General features: G+C 40.5%; 21 protein-coding genes and 1 tRNA gene. 6 read left to right on the top strand and 16 right to left on the bottom strand.

Going from position 1 to position 15633, the window contains the following annotated elements; genetic code table 11:
• Positions 1 to 26 precede the first annotated feature (26 nt).
• The 7 genes from QXW63_04940 to QXW63_04970 all read right to left on the bottom strand — a co-directional run bounded on the left by QXW63_04940 (position 27) and on the right by QXW63_04970 (position 6629).
• Positions 27 to 1163, bottom strand: coding sequence for an Ig-like domain-containing protein (locus tag QXW63_04940; protein MEM3461237.1), 1137 nt, complete (start codon positions 1161 to 1163; stop codon positions 27 to 29).
• A gap of 131 nt (positions 1164 to 1294) precedes the next feature.
• The gene (locus tag QXW63_04945) at positions 1295 to 2113 is read right to left on the bottom strand and encodes a nicotinamide mononucleotide deamidase-related protein (protein ID MEM3461238.1); all 819 of its coding nucleotides are present in this window, start codon (positions 2111 to 2113) and stop codon (positions 1295 to 1297) included.
• Positions 2114 to 2210: 97 nt separating this feature from the next.
• Entirely contained in the window at positions 2211 to 2417 is a 207-nt protein-coding gene (locus QXW63_04950) for a hypothetical protein (protein MEM3461239.1), read from the bottom strand.
• Positions 2418 to 2496: 79 nt separating this feature from the next.
• Positions 2497 to 3588: a radical SAM protein gene (locus QXW63_04955; protein MEM3461240.1), complete on the bottom strand. Its 1092-nt coding sequence runs from the start codon at positions 3586 to 3588 to the stop codon at positions 2497 to 2499.
• A 138-nt stretch (positions 3589 to 3726) separates the two neighbouring features.
• A complete protein-coding gene (gene amrS, locus QXW63_04960) occupies positions 3727 to 4782 on the bottom strand; it encodes an AmmeMemoRadiSam system radical SAM enzyme (protein MEM3461241.1) in 1056 nt (351 codons plus the stop codon).
• A 65-nt stretch (positions 4783 to 4847) separates the two neighbouring features.
• Positions 4848 to 5444, bottom strand: a complete 597-nt coding sequence (locus tag QXW63_04965; GenBank protein ID MEM3461242.1) for a hypothetical protein — start codon at positions 5442 to 5444, stop codon at positions 4848 to 4850.
• Between the two features lie 540 nt (positions 5445 to 5984).
• Positions 5985 to 6629, bottom strand: coding sequence for a PAC2 family protein (locus QXW63_04970; GenBank protein MEM3461243.1), 645 nt, complete (start codon positions 6627 to 6629; stop codon positions 5985 to 5987).
• 123 nt (positions 6630 to 6752) lie between these two features.
• Here QXW63_04970 and QXW63_04975 point away from each other — a divergent pair.
• Positions 6753 to 6846 (top strand) — tRNA-Met (locus QXW63_04975).
• Positions 6847 to 6933: 87 nt separating this feature from the next.
• Here QXW63_04975 and QXW63_04980 read toward each other — a convergent pair.
• Complete coding sequence (locus QXW63_04980) at positions 6934 to 7146, bottom strand: hypothetical protein (protein ID MEM3461244.1); 213 nt, start codon at positions 7144 to 7146, stop codon at positions 6934 to 6936.
• 143 nt (positions 7147 to 7289) lie between these two features.
• On the opposite strand from QXW63_04980, the gene QXW63_04985 reads away from it, so the two are divergent.
• Positions 7290 to 8819, top strand: coding sequence for a radical SAM protein (locus QXW63_04985; protein MEM3461245.1), 1530 nt, complete (start codon positions 7290 to 7292; stop codon positions 8817 to 8819).
• 32 nt (positions 8820 to 8851) lie between these two features.
• Here QXW63_04985 and QXW63_04990 read toward each other — a convergent pair whose 3' ends face one another.
• Genes QXW63_04990 through rpl7ae form a run of 3 tightly spaced genes read right to left on the bottom strand, consistent with a single transcriptional unit; the run spans position 8852 to position 9698 of the window.
• Positions 8852 to 9049 (bottom strand): 50S ribosomal protein L24e, encoded by a 198-nt coding sequence (locus QXW63_04990; GenBank protein ID MEM3461246.1) that lies wholly within the window; start codon positions 9047 to 9049, stop codon positions 8852 to 8854.
• Between the two features lie 32 nt (positions 9050 to 9081).
• Positions 9082 to 9318 carry a 30S ribosomal protein S28e gene (locus tag QXW63_04995; GenBank protein ID MEM3461247.1) on the bottom strand — a complete coding sequence of 79 codons (237 nt, stop codon included), beginning with the start codon at positions 9316 to 9318 and terminating at the stop codon, positions 9082 to 9084.
• Entirely contained in the window at positions 9318 to 9698 is a 381-nt protein-coding gene (rpl7ae, locus tag QXW63_05000) for a 50S ribosomal protein L7Ae (GenBank protein ID MEM3461248.1), read from the bottom strand. Before rpl7ae ends, QXW63_04995 begins: the two co-directional genes overlap by 1 nt.
• Positions 9699 to 10114: 416 nt before the next feature.
• Here rpl7ae and QXW63_05005 point away from each other — a divergent pair, with 416 nt between their 5' ends.
• Both QXW63_05005 and QXW63_05010 read left to right on the top strand, forming a co-directional pair.
• Complete coding sequence (locus tag QXW63_05005) at positions 10115 to 10366, top strand: Gar1/Naf1 family protein (GenBank protein MEM3461249.1); 252 nt, start codon at positions 10115 to 10117, stop codon at positions 10364 to 10366.
• Positions 10363 to 11337 carry a transcription initiation factor IIB gene (locus QXW63_05010; GenBank protein ID MEM3461250.1) on the top strand — a complete coding sequence of 325 codons (975 nt, stop codon included), beginning with the start codon at positions 10363 to 10365 and terminating at the stop codon, positions 11335 to 11337. Before QXW63_05005 ends, QXW63_05010 begins: the two co-directional genes overlap by 4 nt.
• A gap of 28 nt (positions 11338 to 11365) precedes the next feature.
• Here the strand turns inward: QXW63_05010 and QXW63_05015 are convergent, their stop codons facing one another.
• Positions 11366 to 11650, bottom strand: a complete 285-nt coding sequence (locus tag QXW63_05015; GenBank protein MEM3461251.1) for a hypothetical protein — start codon at positions 11648 to 11650, stop codon at positions 11366 to 11368.
• A gap of 131 nt (positions 11651 to 11781) precedes the next feature.
• Here QXW63_05015 and QXW63_05020 point away from each other — a divergent pair, with 131 nt between their 5' ends.
• Positions 11782 to 12213: a hypothetical protein gene (locus QXW63_05020; GenBank protein MEM3461252.1), complete on the top strand. Its 432-nt coding sequence runs from the start codon at positions 11782 to 11784 to the stop codon at positions 12211 to 12213.
• 31 nt (positions 12214 to 12244) lie between these two features.
• Here the strand turns inward: QXW63_05020 and QXW63_05025 are convergent, their stop codons facing one another.
• Complete coding sequence (locus tag QXW63_05025) at positions 12245 to 12667, bottom strand: hypothetical protein (GenBank protein MEM3461253.1); 423 nt, start codon at positions 12665 to 12667, stop codon at positions 12245 to 12247.
• Between the two features lie 93 nt (positions 12668 to 12760).
• On the opposite strand from QXW63_05025, the gene QXW63_05030 reads away from it, so the two are divergent.
• Positions 12761 to 13375: a DUF116 domain-containing protein gene (locus QXW63_05030; GenBank protein ID MEM3461254.1), complete on the top strand. Its 615-nt coding sequence runs from the start codon at positions 12761 to 12763 to the stop codon at positions 13373 to 13375.
• Positions 13376 to 13381: 6 nt separating this feature from the next.
• Here the strand turns inward: QXW63_05030 and QXW63_05035 are convergent, their stop codons facing one another.
• The 3 genes from QXW63_05035 to sucC form a co-directional block, all read right to left on the bottom strand.
• Positions 13382 to 13543: a 50S ribosomal protein L40e gene (locus QXW63_05035; GenBank protein ID MEM3461255.1), complete on the bottom strand. Its 162-nt coding sequence runs from the start codon at positions 13541 to 13543 to the stop codon at positions 13382 to 13384.
• A gap of 64 nt (positions 13544 to 13607) precedes the next feature.
• Positions 13608 to 14471, bottom strand: coding sequence for a succinate--CoA ligase subunit alpha (gene sucD, locus QXW63_05040; GenBank protein MEM3461256.1), 864 nt, complete (start codon positions 14469 to 14471; stop codon positions 13608 to 13610).
• 2 nt (positions 14472 to 14473) lie between these two features.
• Entirely contained in the window at positions 14474 to 15622 is a 1149-nt protein-coding gene (sucC, locus tag QXW63_05045; protein MEM3461257.1) for an ADP-forming succinate--CoA ligase subunit beta, read from the bottom strand.
• Positions 15623 to 15633 lie beyond the last annotated feature (11 nt).

The following is a 15633-nucleotide window of genomic DNA, read 5'->3' on the forward strand; positions in this document are numbered from 1 at the left end:
TCGTTGATTAGTAAAAGCTTTTCTTCTCAAGTGGGAGCTTGTGGTGGCTGTGGTTCCAACACTTGTGACTGTGCCTTTCTGGAGAAGACGAAAACAACCACGCCAACACAGATTAGGATTACGGTGACAACTATTAACAAAATAAAGAACATGGATAGAACTGTAATGGTTAAGGTTGGACTGTCAGCTCCAGCGTAAACATCGTCTCCAGACCAGCTTGCACGCACATAATACATACCAGCAGTTTCAGCAACCCAAGAATATGAGAAACGTCCACTAGAATCTGTTACAACCGTGCCTAAAACCGCCCAGGGAGAACTGTTTTCTTTAATGTAAATAATCACCGTCTTGTCTTGCAGATTTGGAAAGAGTTGCCCTACAAGAGAAATTGTGTTTCCTTGGATAATATAGGTTGCTGAAACAGTTAACGAAATAGAGGAAGACGCCAAAGTTGCATAGCTTGCAGAAACTTGTCCAGGAGCCCACTGTTCAGTAGTCCCAAGAGAAATTATCTTCACAGTCTTTAACGCTTGTCTCAATTCTTCGGGACACTCGCCGACTCTCCATCCAATTTGCCAGTCATCACCTGTGCACTCAGCTACGTAATATTCTGCGCCGCCATATGTTATACTGTATGCTTGTCCTCTCGCATCATAAGGTTCATGAGACAGCCTAACGCCGATGTTCATGTGCTCTTGGTCTTCATAGTAGAGAAGAACTGCATCGATTCCACCAGCTTCAATGATTGAGGCAGCGATAAAAGAAAAAAGGTCACAGTCACCTTTGTTCTTCACCATTGTTTCCACCGGATAGCGCGCTGGAGCAGTTACTTCATAGGGTATCTGATGAACAATCATTAACACTCCATTTGCAAAGTCTTCATCATCCTTGTAAATTTGCCAGAGGCTCTCCGCGATAGGTTCCAAAGCATAAGGCGTAACGAATTTAGCAAAGTCACTAATTGAGCTTACGCTATGGCTTTTTTCAGTATAATAATCATAAAGCGATTGAGGAATTACGACGTTAAGCCTATAATATGTTGAACCGTTTGGATGGTTCAAAAGCTGGTAAGTTTGAGCATAATTTTCTGACAAGCAAGAAGGAAGCAAATGCAAAAAAATGAATAATATTGCCAGAGCTAGCATTACTTTTGTTTTTTTCATAGAAAACTTTGTTGCAAAGTTGATTTAAGGCATTTATGAAATGCAAATCAATATGAGAAATTCTGACTTTCTTGTGTAATAACGATAATATCAAGCAGTAACGTAGCGGCAAAACTTTTTTGCAAAGGCTACTACGTTCTTTTTAGCTTAACTTTTCCACCTTTCTTTTCAATCAATTCTGACAGTTGAATAATTGCCTTTCCCAAACGGTCTTTGGCAGTTTTTGATTCTTTCGCGGTTGTCGAGAAATGAATTTCTATGTGAGGCTTTTCTTCCTCGCCTCTGGGATGAGATTTTATATAAACGTGTGGATTATCACGCATTGTTTGGTCAATTAAAGGCGCTAACGTTGACTCCATAATTTTGTCTGCGTATATGCTGGTTTCAAAAAACACCACGCCTTCTGCTGCTTTCTTGAGCAAAGGCACAATTGACTCGTCAAAAATAGCTTCCATTTCGGAGGGAACACCAGGCAATGCCGCTAGAAAAGTTTCATCAATTTGAATCATCACGCCCGGAGCAGTGCCAACTGGATTGGGTAATGGTTCAGCGCCTTTGGGAAGTTTCGCCATTTTGACCCTATGTGGTGTTAACTCAACTTGCTCTATTTTTTCTGCTTTTGCGTAAGCTTCATATTTTTCCTTAACCATTTTCAAAGCTTTCTCGCTGACTTCCAATTTGTTGTTTAAGGCTTTGGCGATTCCTTCCAAAGTTTTGTCGTCAAAAGTTGGACCCAATCCGCCAGTTGTTATTATGAATCTTGGTTTTCGTTGCAGAGCTTCTCGGATGGCGTTTGCAATTTCGCTAACATCATCGCCTACAACGGTTATACGTTTCACCGAAACACCCAGAGAAGTGGCGCGTTTAGCCATCCAATGTGCGTTTGTGTTCAAAGTTTTACCGATTAACAATTCGTTGCCAACACAGATTATTTCCATCTCCCTATTCATTTGTTACCACCGCACAGACAAACATGCTGTAAAAATAGGGTAACTCCACTTTTATGCTATTTGCTAACATACTCTTCAAAAAGCTGAGGCATCCGACTTATTTTTTCTTGCTAAGCCACCATTTCAAGTATTCTTTTCTTCGCTGTTCCTCTTCCTCTTCTTTGGATTCCGTGCTTGGACGTAGTTTCTCTCTGAGCTCCATAAGTTCTTGCTGTGTTACGGATAAACCGCAGCTTTTGCAAACATAGTGCTTAGTTGCAATCATGTAATGCATTTCGCCGCCGCATTCTGGACAATAGGGCATTTTTTAATCACGATTCCGCCATTAAAATTGAACATTCTTTGAGAAATAGCTTTCTATTGCCGCCAACCAATTTTGCTATCTACGTTATGATATTTGTTAGTTTTGCTTCTTTAGCCAGTTTCAGAGCTCTTTCCATCTCATCTCTAGTTAATCTTCTGCGTAGTTCAGGAATTTCGTAAGCTCGCCATTCTGGTCTGTACTGAAACATCACGTTTACTCTTGTTTCTACGCTTAAATTCTCGGCAATCCAATTCAACACTGGCTTCGTGCAACATTCCAAATGACCCGGTAAAACAAGCACGCGAATTATCAGTTCTCCATATTTTTTGGCGTCTAGATGGTTGCGTATGCACACTTCCCAATAGTGTGGAGCGTCAGAAATTTTGACGGCACAATCGCTTGGTCCATATTTGAAATCTAATAAGTAAACATCAGTAAATCCAGCTAACAGCTGAGCTGTTTCTGGACTATAATAACTGTTAGAATTCCACACAACTGGAATGTTAACGTTCACATGTTTAAATGTTTCAAGCCACTGCTCCAACCAAGGTGTTGGTTCACCGCCCACAAGATTTGCATTTCTGCAGCCACTTGCACGTAAGTTTTCAACTTCCCTAGCCAATTCTTCAGGGTGATAAATTTCGCCTCTCTCAATCCACTGCGAAATTGTCCAATTTTGGCAATGTTTGCAACGCATACTACAGCCCATAGTGAAAATTGTTCCAGAAGGCACAAGCTCCGGCTCTTCACCAACGTGTTCAAAAATACTTGAAACTGTTATTTCATTGCCACACCCGCAAAACCCCAGTTCACCCGCAAGCCTGTTGACCCCACATCTACGAGTACAAAAATGACAACGCGAAAGCATACGCTTTGCAATTTCAATTTTCAAATCCAAATAAGACTCTCTTGGAACACGCATTTCTTTTAAGTTTCTCTGACCACTATCAATTTCTTTTTCCAGTCCATAGAACTCTTGCGTGAGCATTGCATGTTTCTGCCAAAGCTCCTCTAAAGAATCCCTTTCGCTGAATTCCGCTGGCAGTTTTTTGGCAATAAGGAATTTCGCTGGCTTCTCATTTTGCATGACAGCGAAGTACCTACCTAAACTCTTCTTCGCTAATTTATCGTTTAGCACAGCAACAGCGTCTGAACGAAGAATCCTCCACATTTCGTCTCAATAATTAGTTAATACAAACACCAATTTATACGATAAGATTTAGAAATCTTAAACATTAGCATCCTTCAAAACCTATTGGGCTTTAAATAGAGAGGTCTAACACAATCGCACGCGCACACAAACACAACACTAAAACAACGCATAAGGATAAGAGTACCCACTTGCATGCAACTTACCCTTAATAGGAATCGCGTGCCCACACACTGGACAACGCATATCCCTTGTCAAGTTCCACCTTGCAATTTCAAAATTAAAACGCTTAACAAGCAACTCATTACAGTTTGGACAATAAGTGTTTCCACAAGGATGCCCAGGCACATTACCAATATAGACATAGTTCAATCCAGCTTCCTTAGAAGCCATGTACGCCTTCTCCAAAGTCTCAATCGGAGTAGACGAAACAGTCGTCAACTGATAATCCGGATGAAAACGCAACAAATGAAAAGGCGTATCGCCACCAAGATTATCCTTTATCCACAAAGCAAGCTCCCTAATTCTCTCAATTGAATCTCCAATCTTCGGCACAATCAAGTTCGTAATCTCAATGTGAATATCATTCTTCTTCATCTCTTTCAAAGATTCATAAATCGGCTCCACAGAAGGAACCGCAGAATAACTTTTGTAAAAATCCGGATCTCCACCACCTTTAAAGTCCACAGTAGCTGCATCTAAATACGGCGCAATAGTTTTAACAGCTTCCGGCGTCATATAACCATTAGTAACAAAAGTGTTAAAGAACCCCACTTGATGAGCGAGCTTAGCAGTCTCATAGGCATACTCAAAAAATATCGTCGGTTCCGTGTATGTGTAGCTTATTCCTTGACAATTGTTATCTCTCGTCGCTTTAACAACCTCTTCGGGAGGGAAATGTTTACCTTCTATTTTTTTCTCTTGACTTATCATCCAATTATCACAAAATTGGCAACGAAAATTACAGCCAACAGTAGCGACAGACATAACCAACGACCCAGGATTAAAATGTGAAAGAGGTTTTTTCTCTACAGGATCTATACACGCTGATATGGCTTTAGCATAAACAAGCGAAAAAAGCGTTCCACCTTCGTTTTTTCTCACTAAACAAAAGCCTGTTCCATTCTCGTTTATTAGACATCTTCTCCCGCATAAGTTGCATTTGACTTTTTTATCTTTCAACTTTTCATAGAGCATAGCTTCATGCAGAGACATTTAACCTTCCTTCAATTTCTTAGACTCAATCTTCCGTGTAAATCTTTGCCTATTTAAAACATCACTTACTTATTTAACGCAGAACCTGGTTTTTCTCTTATTTCAAAAACGAAAGGTGGAGCATCGGTTTTTACATCTAATTCTATACTAAGCAAGCCTTCCAAAAAACCAGCCCAAATATCAGTTTCATTAATAAAAGGCGTTTTAACAAGAAGGTATTTATCTTTCAGGTAGAAATCGCCAAATCCTTGCACTCTCAAACGTTTGAAAACTTCTGACCATTTTTCCCGTTCACCAGTTTGGATACCGAGGCTTGTTTCCATGGAAACTTTTGCAGCTTCACCCATTTTCCTGCCTATTTCGCGCCATTTTTCTTTTGGAATATGTTGTATTAGGATGTTGATTAATTCTACGTTCACGAAGGCTATGCGGCTTATGCCACAATAGTATTCGCCGGGAAAACGCCAATCGTAAATCATCATGCTTCTGTAAACGTCAAGCATTTTGGAAATTAGAGGTTTTATGCCTGGTTCTTTTCCTTCTCGAATTAGTGAGTCGATAAATTCGCGTTCTTCTTTTTCCAGAATTATTGTTGTCCGTTTTGTTGATTCTTCATCTTTTTTTATCATTTCTTCGAGCTTTTTCTCTTTATCCTCTTGCATAGAGGATATATCTTTCGACATATCATATATGCTTTATGTCTCTATGCGCCAGATAAACAAATAGTTCATGAACGAATTATTACCAACATCCTCTTACACCGTTTTGTCGCCTAGACACTTTATGCTTTACTATTCAATCACTGCAACCGAACGATTTTTAGCATTGCACTTACATGTAGATTATTGCCAATGACGAAAATAGGGTCTGAATGGATGATGCACCCTAGGGTATCTGAGGCACAAAACTACTTTCTATTTAAGAAACAACCTTATTCCTAACCAAATACCATAAAAGCACTAACCCAATAACCAACAAGATAAATCCAGAGAGCATCGAAAAAACATAGCTCATATCAAGCACACCCATAAGCGCATAAACAACATATGTTGGTCCAGCAAATATCAAAAAAGCTGCCAACACAAAAAGAAATGCTCTCCAAAATTTCGAATTCAAATTCACCCTTGACGATTGACTGCTTTTACCCCTTTGCTCTTCCTCACTCATAAATTCACGCTCTAGTAACAATCTAAATTTTTCCCTTATAACCCTTCCTTAACTTCATTACCTAACGCTTTCATAAGAAACTTGAAAACAGAAAAACCTGCGCCGCGGTCCGCTTTGAAGCCTGCCGTTGCGCCTAGAAGGCATATGCCCTCAAGATTGCGTTCCTTTGCGAGGCCAAGCAGCAATCCGGTGGCGCCTACAATTCTGCCTTTGCTATATATCACGGCGCCTTTTTCCATAAACTCTAATGCGAGCCTCGGCGAAGTTGCAGCGACGTATACTTGTGTTTTCTCTTCTGAAATTGGCACTCCGCCTATTGTTATTAGGAAACGGCATCCTTGCTTTAATAGGAAATCTAGGATTTCGCTACAGACTTCATAATGCGCGAGCACGTCGTCAAAAGATGGTTGCGTGTCGCCAGTCATAATAATAAAATCATTCTCTTTCATCGAGGCAGCGTAGAACTCGTATTTCGGCAAACGACAAATGCCATCTGAATTAACTGAAACATAATCTGGAAAAGTAGGCGAATATAACTCAGCAAAAGGCTTCGCCCCACTAAACTTTATTAGAAGATGTGCTGCGATCTTTCCAACATTTCCAAATCCCGGAAGCCCTTGCACAAAAATTGGATTTTCAAGGGCTGGATTGAACATGTAATTGAAATATGGTCTATCCATATGGCAACAACCAAAGTCAATAAGTAATTTGGATGCTAAAAAATGTTTTACTGAAAGAAAACCTATACCCAATGAAAGAGTATTCCCAAAAGATTTAAGAAAGTCTTCATTCAGCATAACAGTAGCGGGGTGGGGTAGCCAGGATTAACCCGCTGGGCTCATAAGCTTAAGCTGAAAGACCCAGAGATCGGTTGTTCAAATCAACCCCCCGCTACCAAAATTATTTATCTTAAAGTGATATGACTATGGCGTTTTTTCATCTATGAACTAAGGAAATAGAAGAAAGAGAAAGTATAGGGAAAGACTATTTATTCACTGAAAACCCGCACAGTTGCTCGCCCATTCGGTAAACAGTGTTTCCATTGATAACTATGTTTTCGGTTTCCAGTAGTGATTGCCAGAGTTTCTCTTCTATGATTCTTTGTTGAAGTTTTTCTTTTAATTCTTTGATGAGCTTAAGTCTTTCTGGATTGGGCAGTTCTAGTAGATTCTGTGGTTTTTTGTTTTTGGAGCCCATTTTGATCCCTTTTATGTATTTTCGTGTATCTTAATAAATCAGTTCTTTCTGTTCAAGAATATGTCGAAAAACAACATATGCCATTCAAGTCGTGATGAGAAAAATATATGTCTTATTTCTGGATTATAATAGTTTGATTTAGTATGCAAGTTGACGCCGTCGAGAATACCCTATTTTCGGTGGCAGTCAATCCTATACTTAAATTGCTGATCAATCTTTTTGATAGGGAATGTCAAAAAGATGGAAGCTTGCTTTTAAATTCTCTAAAGGAGTTTCTTGGTCAGCCAGTTTCTTTATGTCGTTTATGTTACAACGTGAGCCATAAAATAGCCAAACCGTTCTACGAAGTTGGTAGTCGTTTGTTACATGTAGATAGAGAATTCATGCGTAACCAGTTCTTAAATGAACAATATGGTGACGCTTGGCTTAGAGGTTTCGGTTTGATGATGAAAGGTATGAGAAAATATGGTGTCCGCATACCTTTTGTTCCAGCGGGGCCTTTCGAGGTTGTTTGGAATTTTACATATCAATGTAATCTGAAATGTAAGCACTGTTATGAAAATGCTGGTGGGAAACGCTTTGAGTTATCAACGGAAGAAGCAAAACAGGTGTTAGATATCCTTTCTAAGTTAGTAGGGGTAGGTTTACCGGCTCTCTCTTTCAGTGGAGGAGAACCTCTCGTAAGGAAAGACTTCTATGAAATTGCTGCATACGCCAAAAAGCGAGTTAGTTATGTGAGTATAGCTTCTAATGGAACGCTCATCACAAAAGATAATGCGAAGCGAATTAAAGATGCGGGGGTGGATTATGTAGAAATAAGCATTGATGGGGCAACTCCTCAAGTGCATGACACGTTTAGAGGGATACATGGAGCCTTCGAAAAAACTATGGAAGGCGTAAAAAATTGTATCGAAGAAGGATTAGATACGTGTATAGCAACAGTTTTGCACAAGAATAACATATTCGAACTTGACAAGCTAATTGAGTTTGCAAAGCAATTGAATGTTAGATTCATACATTTCAATTACATCCCTACTGGAAGAGCAAAGGCACATGTTGAATTGGATTTAACCCCAGAAGAGAGATATGAAGTGCTTGAGACTATTGGAAAAGAAATAATCGAGTTATACTTACAAGCAAAAGAAGAGGAAATGAAATATGGAAAATCTCACAAAAAAGTTGACAAGTTTTTTAGTACTTGTCCACAATATGCAAGTGTGACCAAAGAAATTTCACAAAGGCATGGACAAAATTTCCTTGTAGAAGCACATTATGCGGCAAAAAAGGGTGTAGAAAATGTTGCACACTTTTTAGGCGGTTGTGGGGCAGGACGGTTATACTGTTGTCTTGAGCCTAATGGAGACATAAAGCCATGTGTGTTTTTCCCCACCAACAAAGATACGGTTCTTGGCAACATCTTAACAGATAATTTTGAAGAAATATGGGATAATAATTCATTTTTGTGGAATCTGCGCGTGAGAGAAAACCTGCAAGATTTCATGGTAGATGGAAAAATAGTTGGGTGTGGAAGTTGCCCAGATAAGTACATATGTGGAGGTTGTCGCGCAAGGTCTTACGGGTACTTTGATGGGGATATAAACAAACCAGATATAGGGTGCATCTGCAACAGAGTTTTGTGGGAAAGAGTTGTTAAAAATAAAATAGTGGTTTGACTTAAATCTTCAGGCATGGTCTACTTTGAGGTTTAGGCTTTTCCTTTTTCTTCTTTGCCAAAGTATGCTGTCCACTTGAGCTTGCGCGCATCTCTTCTGAGGTTCAATGAGCTTTTTCTGCACTTGCTTGAGCAGAACCATAGGATAGACCCATCATTTTTGACGTACATCATTCCGGTGCCTATTGGGAATTCATTGCCGCAGAATGAACATTTTTTTGGTCTAGGCAACTATGGTTCCTCCAGAGTGTGTTAGGTTTAGTTTAGCGTGTGATTTTCTTTGCTTCTCTTTCGGTTTCTCTCAGCATGAGAATGTCTTGTACGCGGATTGGTCCTTTAACGTTACGTGTTATTATGCGTCCCTTGTCTTTTCCTTCTAGAATACGCACTCTTACTTGTGTAATTTCGCCAGTCACGCCTGTGCGTCCGATTATTTGAATCACTTCAGCGGGTGTTAATTCTTCCTCTACTGCTTCTGCGGTTTTCTCTTCTTTACTCATCACTTTGTTCCTCTTTTCATCTGCTCGATTCTTGATACTATTTCTTTGACTAGTCCGGTTGCGTCTCCTTCTTTGATTATGCATGCAGAAGCGGCTGGCACGTCGATTCCTATTGCGGTGCCTATTTTTTCTTTATGTGGCACGAACACGTATGGGATTTTTCTTTCTTCGCATAGAAGTGGCAGGTGCGCTACGACTTCTGGTGGTTCTACATCTTCAGCTATTACTACGAGTTTTGCTTGGGCTCTTTCGATTGCTTTTGTTGTTTCGTTGGTGCCTTTTCTGACAGCGCCTGTTTTGCAGGCTATTTGCAGGGCTTCATAGGCCGCATCTGCGATTTCTTTCGGGACTTCAAATTTTACATAGAATGGTTTGGACATGAGCCTCACCCTTTAAATGCACAGTCTTATCAACTTTTCTTATTTATGAATGTTTCGACTCTTGTAATGGCGTAATTTGTATCTTTGCGGGGGATATTAGGTGTTTGTGGGTGTGAAGAGGCTTTATACCCCCCTTATATATAGGTTGAATTTTTGGTTGTTTGCTTTGGGAGGTTTGCAGAGAATACCGAGTATCTTATTGGTTGTTGATATTGCAGTTCTGGTTGTTATATGGTATAGAGTAAAGAGAAGGAAGAGTTTGCGGGAGAAGTCTTCTGTTTTATGTATGCATTTTTGTGAAGGTTTCGAGTAAAATTGTGTGCAGAAGAAGTTTCAGTTACAAATTAAAGTAGAAAGGTTTAAATAAAATGCTTCGTTTTTGAACCATTCGTTTTTCGCGAGGGGAAATCAACATTTTGCAGAGACTGGGTCGGGTCCTTCATATAAGTCCAAGCCGAAGCATAATCATCCAAATTGATAAACTTCCAAAAATCGGCGAAACAGTTGTTGATGAAAATTTAAAGCCTATTGGAAAAATCTTTGACATATTCGGCCCAGTATCCTCGCCATACGCAGCAGTAAAACCGACATCACGAGAACTTGAAAAATTAGCTAACAAAACATTGTATGTAGTCCCCTCAAAAGGAGAGAGGAGAAGGCGTAAATGAGTAGTAACGAAGAAGGACATGAAACTGCTAATTCTCAATCATCTGCACCACATGCTGAACCAACAAAGGTTCAATGTTGCCCGGAATGCGGCAGCACAAGGCTCATGCGTGATTATGAATGCGCAGAAATAGTATGCATGGAATGCGGCTTCGTAGTAGCTGCAAAAATAGCTGATAGAGGACCAGAATGGAGAGCTTTCGATGATGAACAAAGAACAAAACGAACTAGAGTTGGAGCGCCATTAACTTACACAATTCATGATAAAGGCTTATCAACAATGATTGATTGGCATGACCGCGACATCTATGGAAAAAGCCTATCCCCTGGACAGAAAGCACAAGTTTATCGCCTCAGAAAATGGCAACGGCGAATAAGAGTCTCCGACGCAACAGAACGCAACCTAGCTTTCGCATTGTCAGAAATCACAAAAATCGCAAACAACTTAAACCTTCCCAAAAACATTCTGGAGACAGCGTCAGTCATATACCGAAAAGCCGTAAAAGAACGACTAATACGCGGAAGATCAATTCAAGGCGTAACCGCGGCAGCGATTTATCTGGCTTGCCGACAATGCGGATTAGCTAGAACATTAGAAGAAATAGCACAAGCATCGAGCGTAAACAAAAAAGAAGTTGGACGCAGCTACCGCTTCCTAATAAAAGAACTTGACTATTCCATTCCTCCGCTTAAACCAGGACAATACATAACAAAGTTTTCAAATCAGTTAACAATGCAAGGAAAAGTTGAAGAAATAGCTCACAAAATTTTGGGTGCAGCAAAAGAGCTAAAACTTACCTCAGGCCGAGGCCCAACGGGCATCGCGGCAGCAGCAAGTTACATTGCCTCAGTATTAACAGGAGAAAGAAAAACGCAAAGAGAAATAGCTGAGATAGCGCAGGTAACGGAGGTTACTATTCGGAACCGTTACAAGGAGCTTGTTGACCGCTTAATGTTTCAGATGGCTCTTTAGCTCCTTCCTTTTTTTATTTTCAACCTTTTTAGAGAAGCTCTTCTTCATCACAACTTGAGCATTGTTCTTCCTCTTCTTCCAAGAATTGAGAGGTCGCCTCACCGAGTTCTTGAAGAAGCTCGTGTGGAATTCTCTCTTTCAGAGTTTTAGCTTCTTTTTTCAGTTTATCAACTTCATTCTCTAAAACCTTCGCCTTTTCGCTTAACTCAACAACCTCTCTAAGCTGCTCTATCTCTTCCAAAAGCATGTTTTTCTCATTTTCTAACGCCTTAATCCTTTCTTCCAGCTTAGTCTTCATGCCTATAACTTGCATACGCTCTCCACCCTCTCAACATCTATTCTACATAATCAGCATTAATATTTTATCTTGTCCGTCACACCCTATGTTGCTTACAAAACACATTTTAGACTGTAACACGATAATTATAGGAAGGGGCTCATAGTTTGGTTAATTGTCCCAAATGCGGGAGCGAAGTAGCAACACCCATCAAAACCTGGCCAATTTCTATCCGAAAACCATTAAAAAAAGGCGAAGAAACCAAAATGGCAATGGGAATTTTCGAATGTCCAAACTGTAAAGCTAGGTTCAGAGCCGCTGTTGAATTTGAAACCAAAGTCGAAGAGACAGTAAGCATTAAAAATATAGTTGAAAGAATAAAAGGTATAAGGGGAGAACTAATGCAGACACTGAAAAATCTACGCGAAAAAATAAAAACCTTAGAAACAGAACGGGCAAACTTAATGATTGAAATTGAAAAATTGAGGAAGGTAGCGGAATCAAAAGTCACAGCTCTCGAGAGCGAAGTCAGCATGTTAAGAGAGGAAGTAAAATCTTTAAGAGAACTGCTAGGCTACAGCGAGAACCCAGAAAAATAACGCTAGCAGTTTCTTGCGCTTAATGAGAAGATCAAGAGCTCTCTGCCGCTTGCACCAAATATTTCTTGTAATATTCTTGCGCTTTAGCAACGGCCTTCTCCGGATTTTTCAGTATCGTGTACCTTGTATTCGGCGAAAGTTTTTCAGCAGCACTAAAAAATTCCTCAACTCTTTTGACGTCTCCTTCATAAATCGCCAAACCCCCAGCAATTTCATACCATACTTTGGCTCTCACAATGTCTTTAGCTTTTTCAAATTTCTTGGCATTTTCAGCAGCTTCTTTCATCGTCGTCCCAGTTTTTCTCGGATCAAGAAACATTGTGTTAAGCAATGCTTCATAAGTTTCTCTATCATCTCCACAAAGTCTTTCAAGAGCAGTTTTTTGTTGTACGGGTTGAACGGTTGCCTTCTTTTCCTTTTCTTTTCCTTTTCTAAATTTGCTAAGTATGCCCACGGTTAATCCTCCTCGATTATTGAGCGTTTTTATATTTAGCATTAGATATAAACATCAGTTAATTTTAAAGGTTTGTCTGTCTATTATGTGAATATGCCATACAAATTTGCCTTTGACCTTTCAAGGATTCCACGTTTCTTCTTTAAAGAAATCGCTATAGTGGGCTATCAAGCAAGCGTGCACAAAAAAGTTGGCAAAACCGCTCAGGAAATAATAAAAAAATTCAAAATTGACGAGGCAACGGGTCTCAACTTATCTGACGCAGTGATTGTTATACAAGACCTAATAGACATGCAAGCGAGGAACATAAAAGAAAGAGAAAAATTCATGCAGACAAAGAAAAGAGCACTTTTTCTGCCCCACTGCTCAAGGAAATACATGGATAACCGTTGTAACGCAACCTTCGACCCTAACATTCCATCCTACGTCTGCGCTCACTGTTCTCCAGATTGCCTAATTAATAAAGCAACAACGCTTGCAAAGAAAAAGGGCTATGACGTTTACATTTTACCAGGAGGTTCATGTGTACCAAAAATCTTGAGCAGTAAACGCTATGAGGGCGTTGTCGGGATAGCTTGCGGTGAAGAAATAAGGCTTGGCGGAGAAATAACGCAACATATGGACGTTGCCAGCCAAGCTGTTCCGCTAATAAAGAACGGTTGCGCAAATACAATTTTCAACATTGAAACTCTGATTAAAACTCTTTAAAAGAAGCTATTTCACAATTTCTCGTTTCTTCCAACGAAGATTCTTGCTTCGGCACTTTCTACACTTTACTGCAGTCTCTGCGTTTCGCGCACCGCATTCTCTGCAGATTTTCATGTATAGCCTATGTTTCTGAGCTATGGTCTTTTTGAGCGGGTCTAAGATTGGCATTTGTCAACATCTCTTTTTGACTAGAACACAGACTATTTGCTTGCACATATACTTTTTGTCTGCATCAGACGTTTATGAGTTCAGCTACATCGCCCGGCTTTTCGGCGACTCTTACACCCGCTTTTCTGAGAGCGTCGATTTTGCTCTCTGCAGTTCCTGCCTTGCCCATCACTATTGCCCCTGCATGACCCATACGTTTCCCCGGTGGCGCGGAACGCCCAGCAATAAATGCTACAACTGGTTTTGGATATTTAGTTTCGGAGATGTATTTGGCTGCCAATTCTTCGAGGTTGCCGCCGATTTCGCCTATCAAAACCACCGCTTCTGTGTGCTTGTCTCTTTCAAACATTTTTAGTGCATCTATGAAGTTCAAGCCCGTTATTGGGTCTCCGCCCAGTCCAAGGCATGTTGATTGTCCAAGATTTTTTCTTGTTAGGCTTGCAGCTACTTCGTATGTGAGGGTTCCACTTCTAGAAACCATGCCAACTTTGCCGGGCTTAAAAATATGTGCCGGCATTATTCCAAGTTTGCTTTCTCCAGGAGTTATTATGCCGGGAGTGTTTGGGCCAATTATTGTTGCGTCTGCTTCTTTTGCACGCGCCATTATGTTGATTGCGTCTTTTATGGGAATGTGTTCAGTTATTATTACAACGGTTTTTATTCCGTTTTCTAAGGCTTCCAGAGTCGCGTCTGCAGCAAAGGGTGCTGGAACAAAAATTATTGCTGCGTTTGCTGAGTGTTTTTCTTGGGCTTCCTCTCCAGTGTCATAAACTGGAACGTTGAGGACTTGGGTTCCGCCTTTTCCGGGAGTTACGCCAGCGACGATTTTTGTGCCGTATTCCAACATTAGCTTTGTGTGAAAGCTTCCTTGGGTTCCAGTGATGCCCCAAACGATTGCTCGAGTGTTCTTGTCAATTATTATTCCCAACGTTATTTTCCTCCGCTTTTAGCGATTTCGACAACACGCTGCGCTGCTTCTTCCATGCTTTCTAATACGTGTATGCCAGCTTCTGTTAGTATTCGTTTTCCTTCTTCTTCATTTGTTCCAACAAGTCTTATAACCATGGGTTTTGTTACTCCAACTCTCGTCTTTGCTTCGAGAATTCCACGTGCAACTTCGTCGCATCTGGTGATTCCACCTAGAATGTTGATGAATAAGGCGTTGACGTTTGGGTCTGAAAGCACGATTTTTAATGCTGTGGCAATTTTGTCCGATGGAGCTCCGCCGCCTACATCTAAGAAGTTCGCTGGTTTTCCGCCATAATATTGGATTGTGTCAAGCGTCGCCATCACAAGCCCCGCTCCATTGCCAATAACGCCTATATTTCCGTCCAGTTTAACGTAAGCCAAATCGTTTTTCAGAGCCTCTATCTCTTGCGGAGAAAGCTCACTTTCTTCGCTTAAAAGTCTCTTTTTGTACTCTGGATGTCGGAAAAGCGCGTTATCATCTATTATTATACGGGCGTCTGCTGCAACAAATTTTCCTTCAACTGTTTCTACGATAGGGTTCATTTCAATCAGTTCAGCATCATAGTCCATGCCTACTTGGTAAAGTCTTTCAAAAATTTTTCCAAGCTCAGAAAGTTGACCGCTGGCGTAGCCAAGTTTTCTAGCCACTTGCCGAGCATGAAAAGAACTAAAACCATGCCGAGGATTTATCAATAATTTAATGATTTTTTCTGGAGCTTGAGCGGCTACTTCTTCTATTTCCATTCCGCCAACTGCAGAGGCAATCACTACGTAACTTTGGTTGAATCTGTCTGTGGTTATGCCGAAGTAAAGCTCCTTCTTAACTTGTATTTTCTCTTCAATCCAAACACTTCTGACGGGAATACCCTTTATCTGCATGCCTAACAGTTTTTCAACGGACTTCTCCGCTTCAGAGATGGAATCAGCGAAAAGTATTCCGCCAGCCTTCCCTCTCCCAGCAACCAATACTTGTGCTTTGACGACGAATGGCGGTTTCAGTTTAGATAATATCTCATGTGCTTGAGTTTTGTCTGTTGCCAATCCACCTTGAGGCGTTGGAATTCCATACTTTGCAAGTATGTTTTTAGCTTCATACTCGAACAGTTTCACACTAATTCGCT

This window comes from Candidatus Bathyarchaeia archaeon, assembly GCA_038873195.1.
In the GTDB taxonomy this organism is placed as follows: domain Archaea; phylum Thermoproteota; class Bathyarchaeia; order Bathyarchaeales; family Bathycorpusculaceae; genus DSLH01.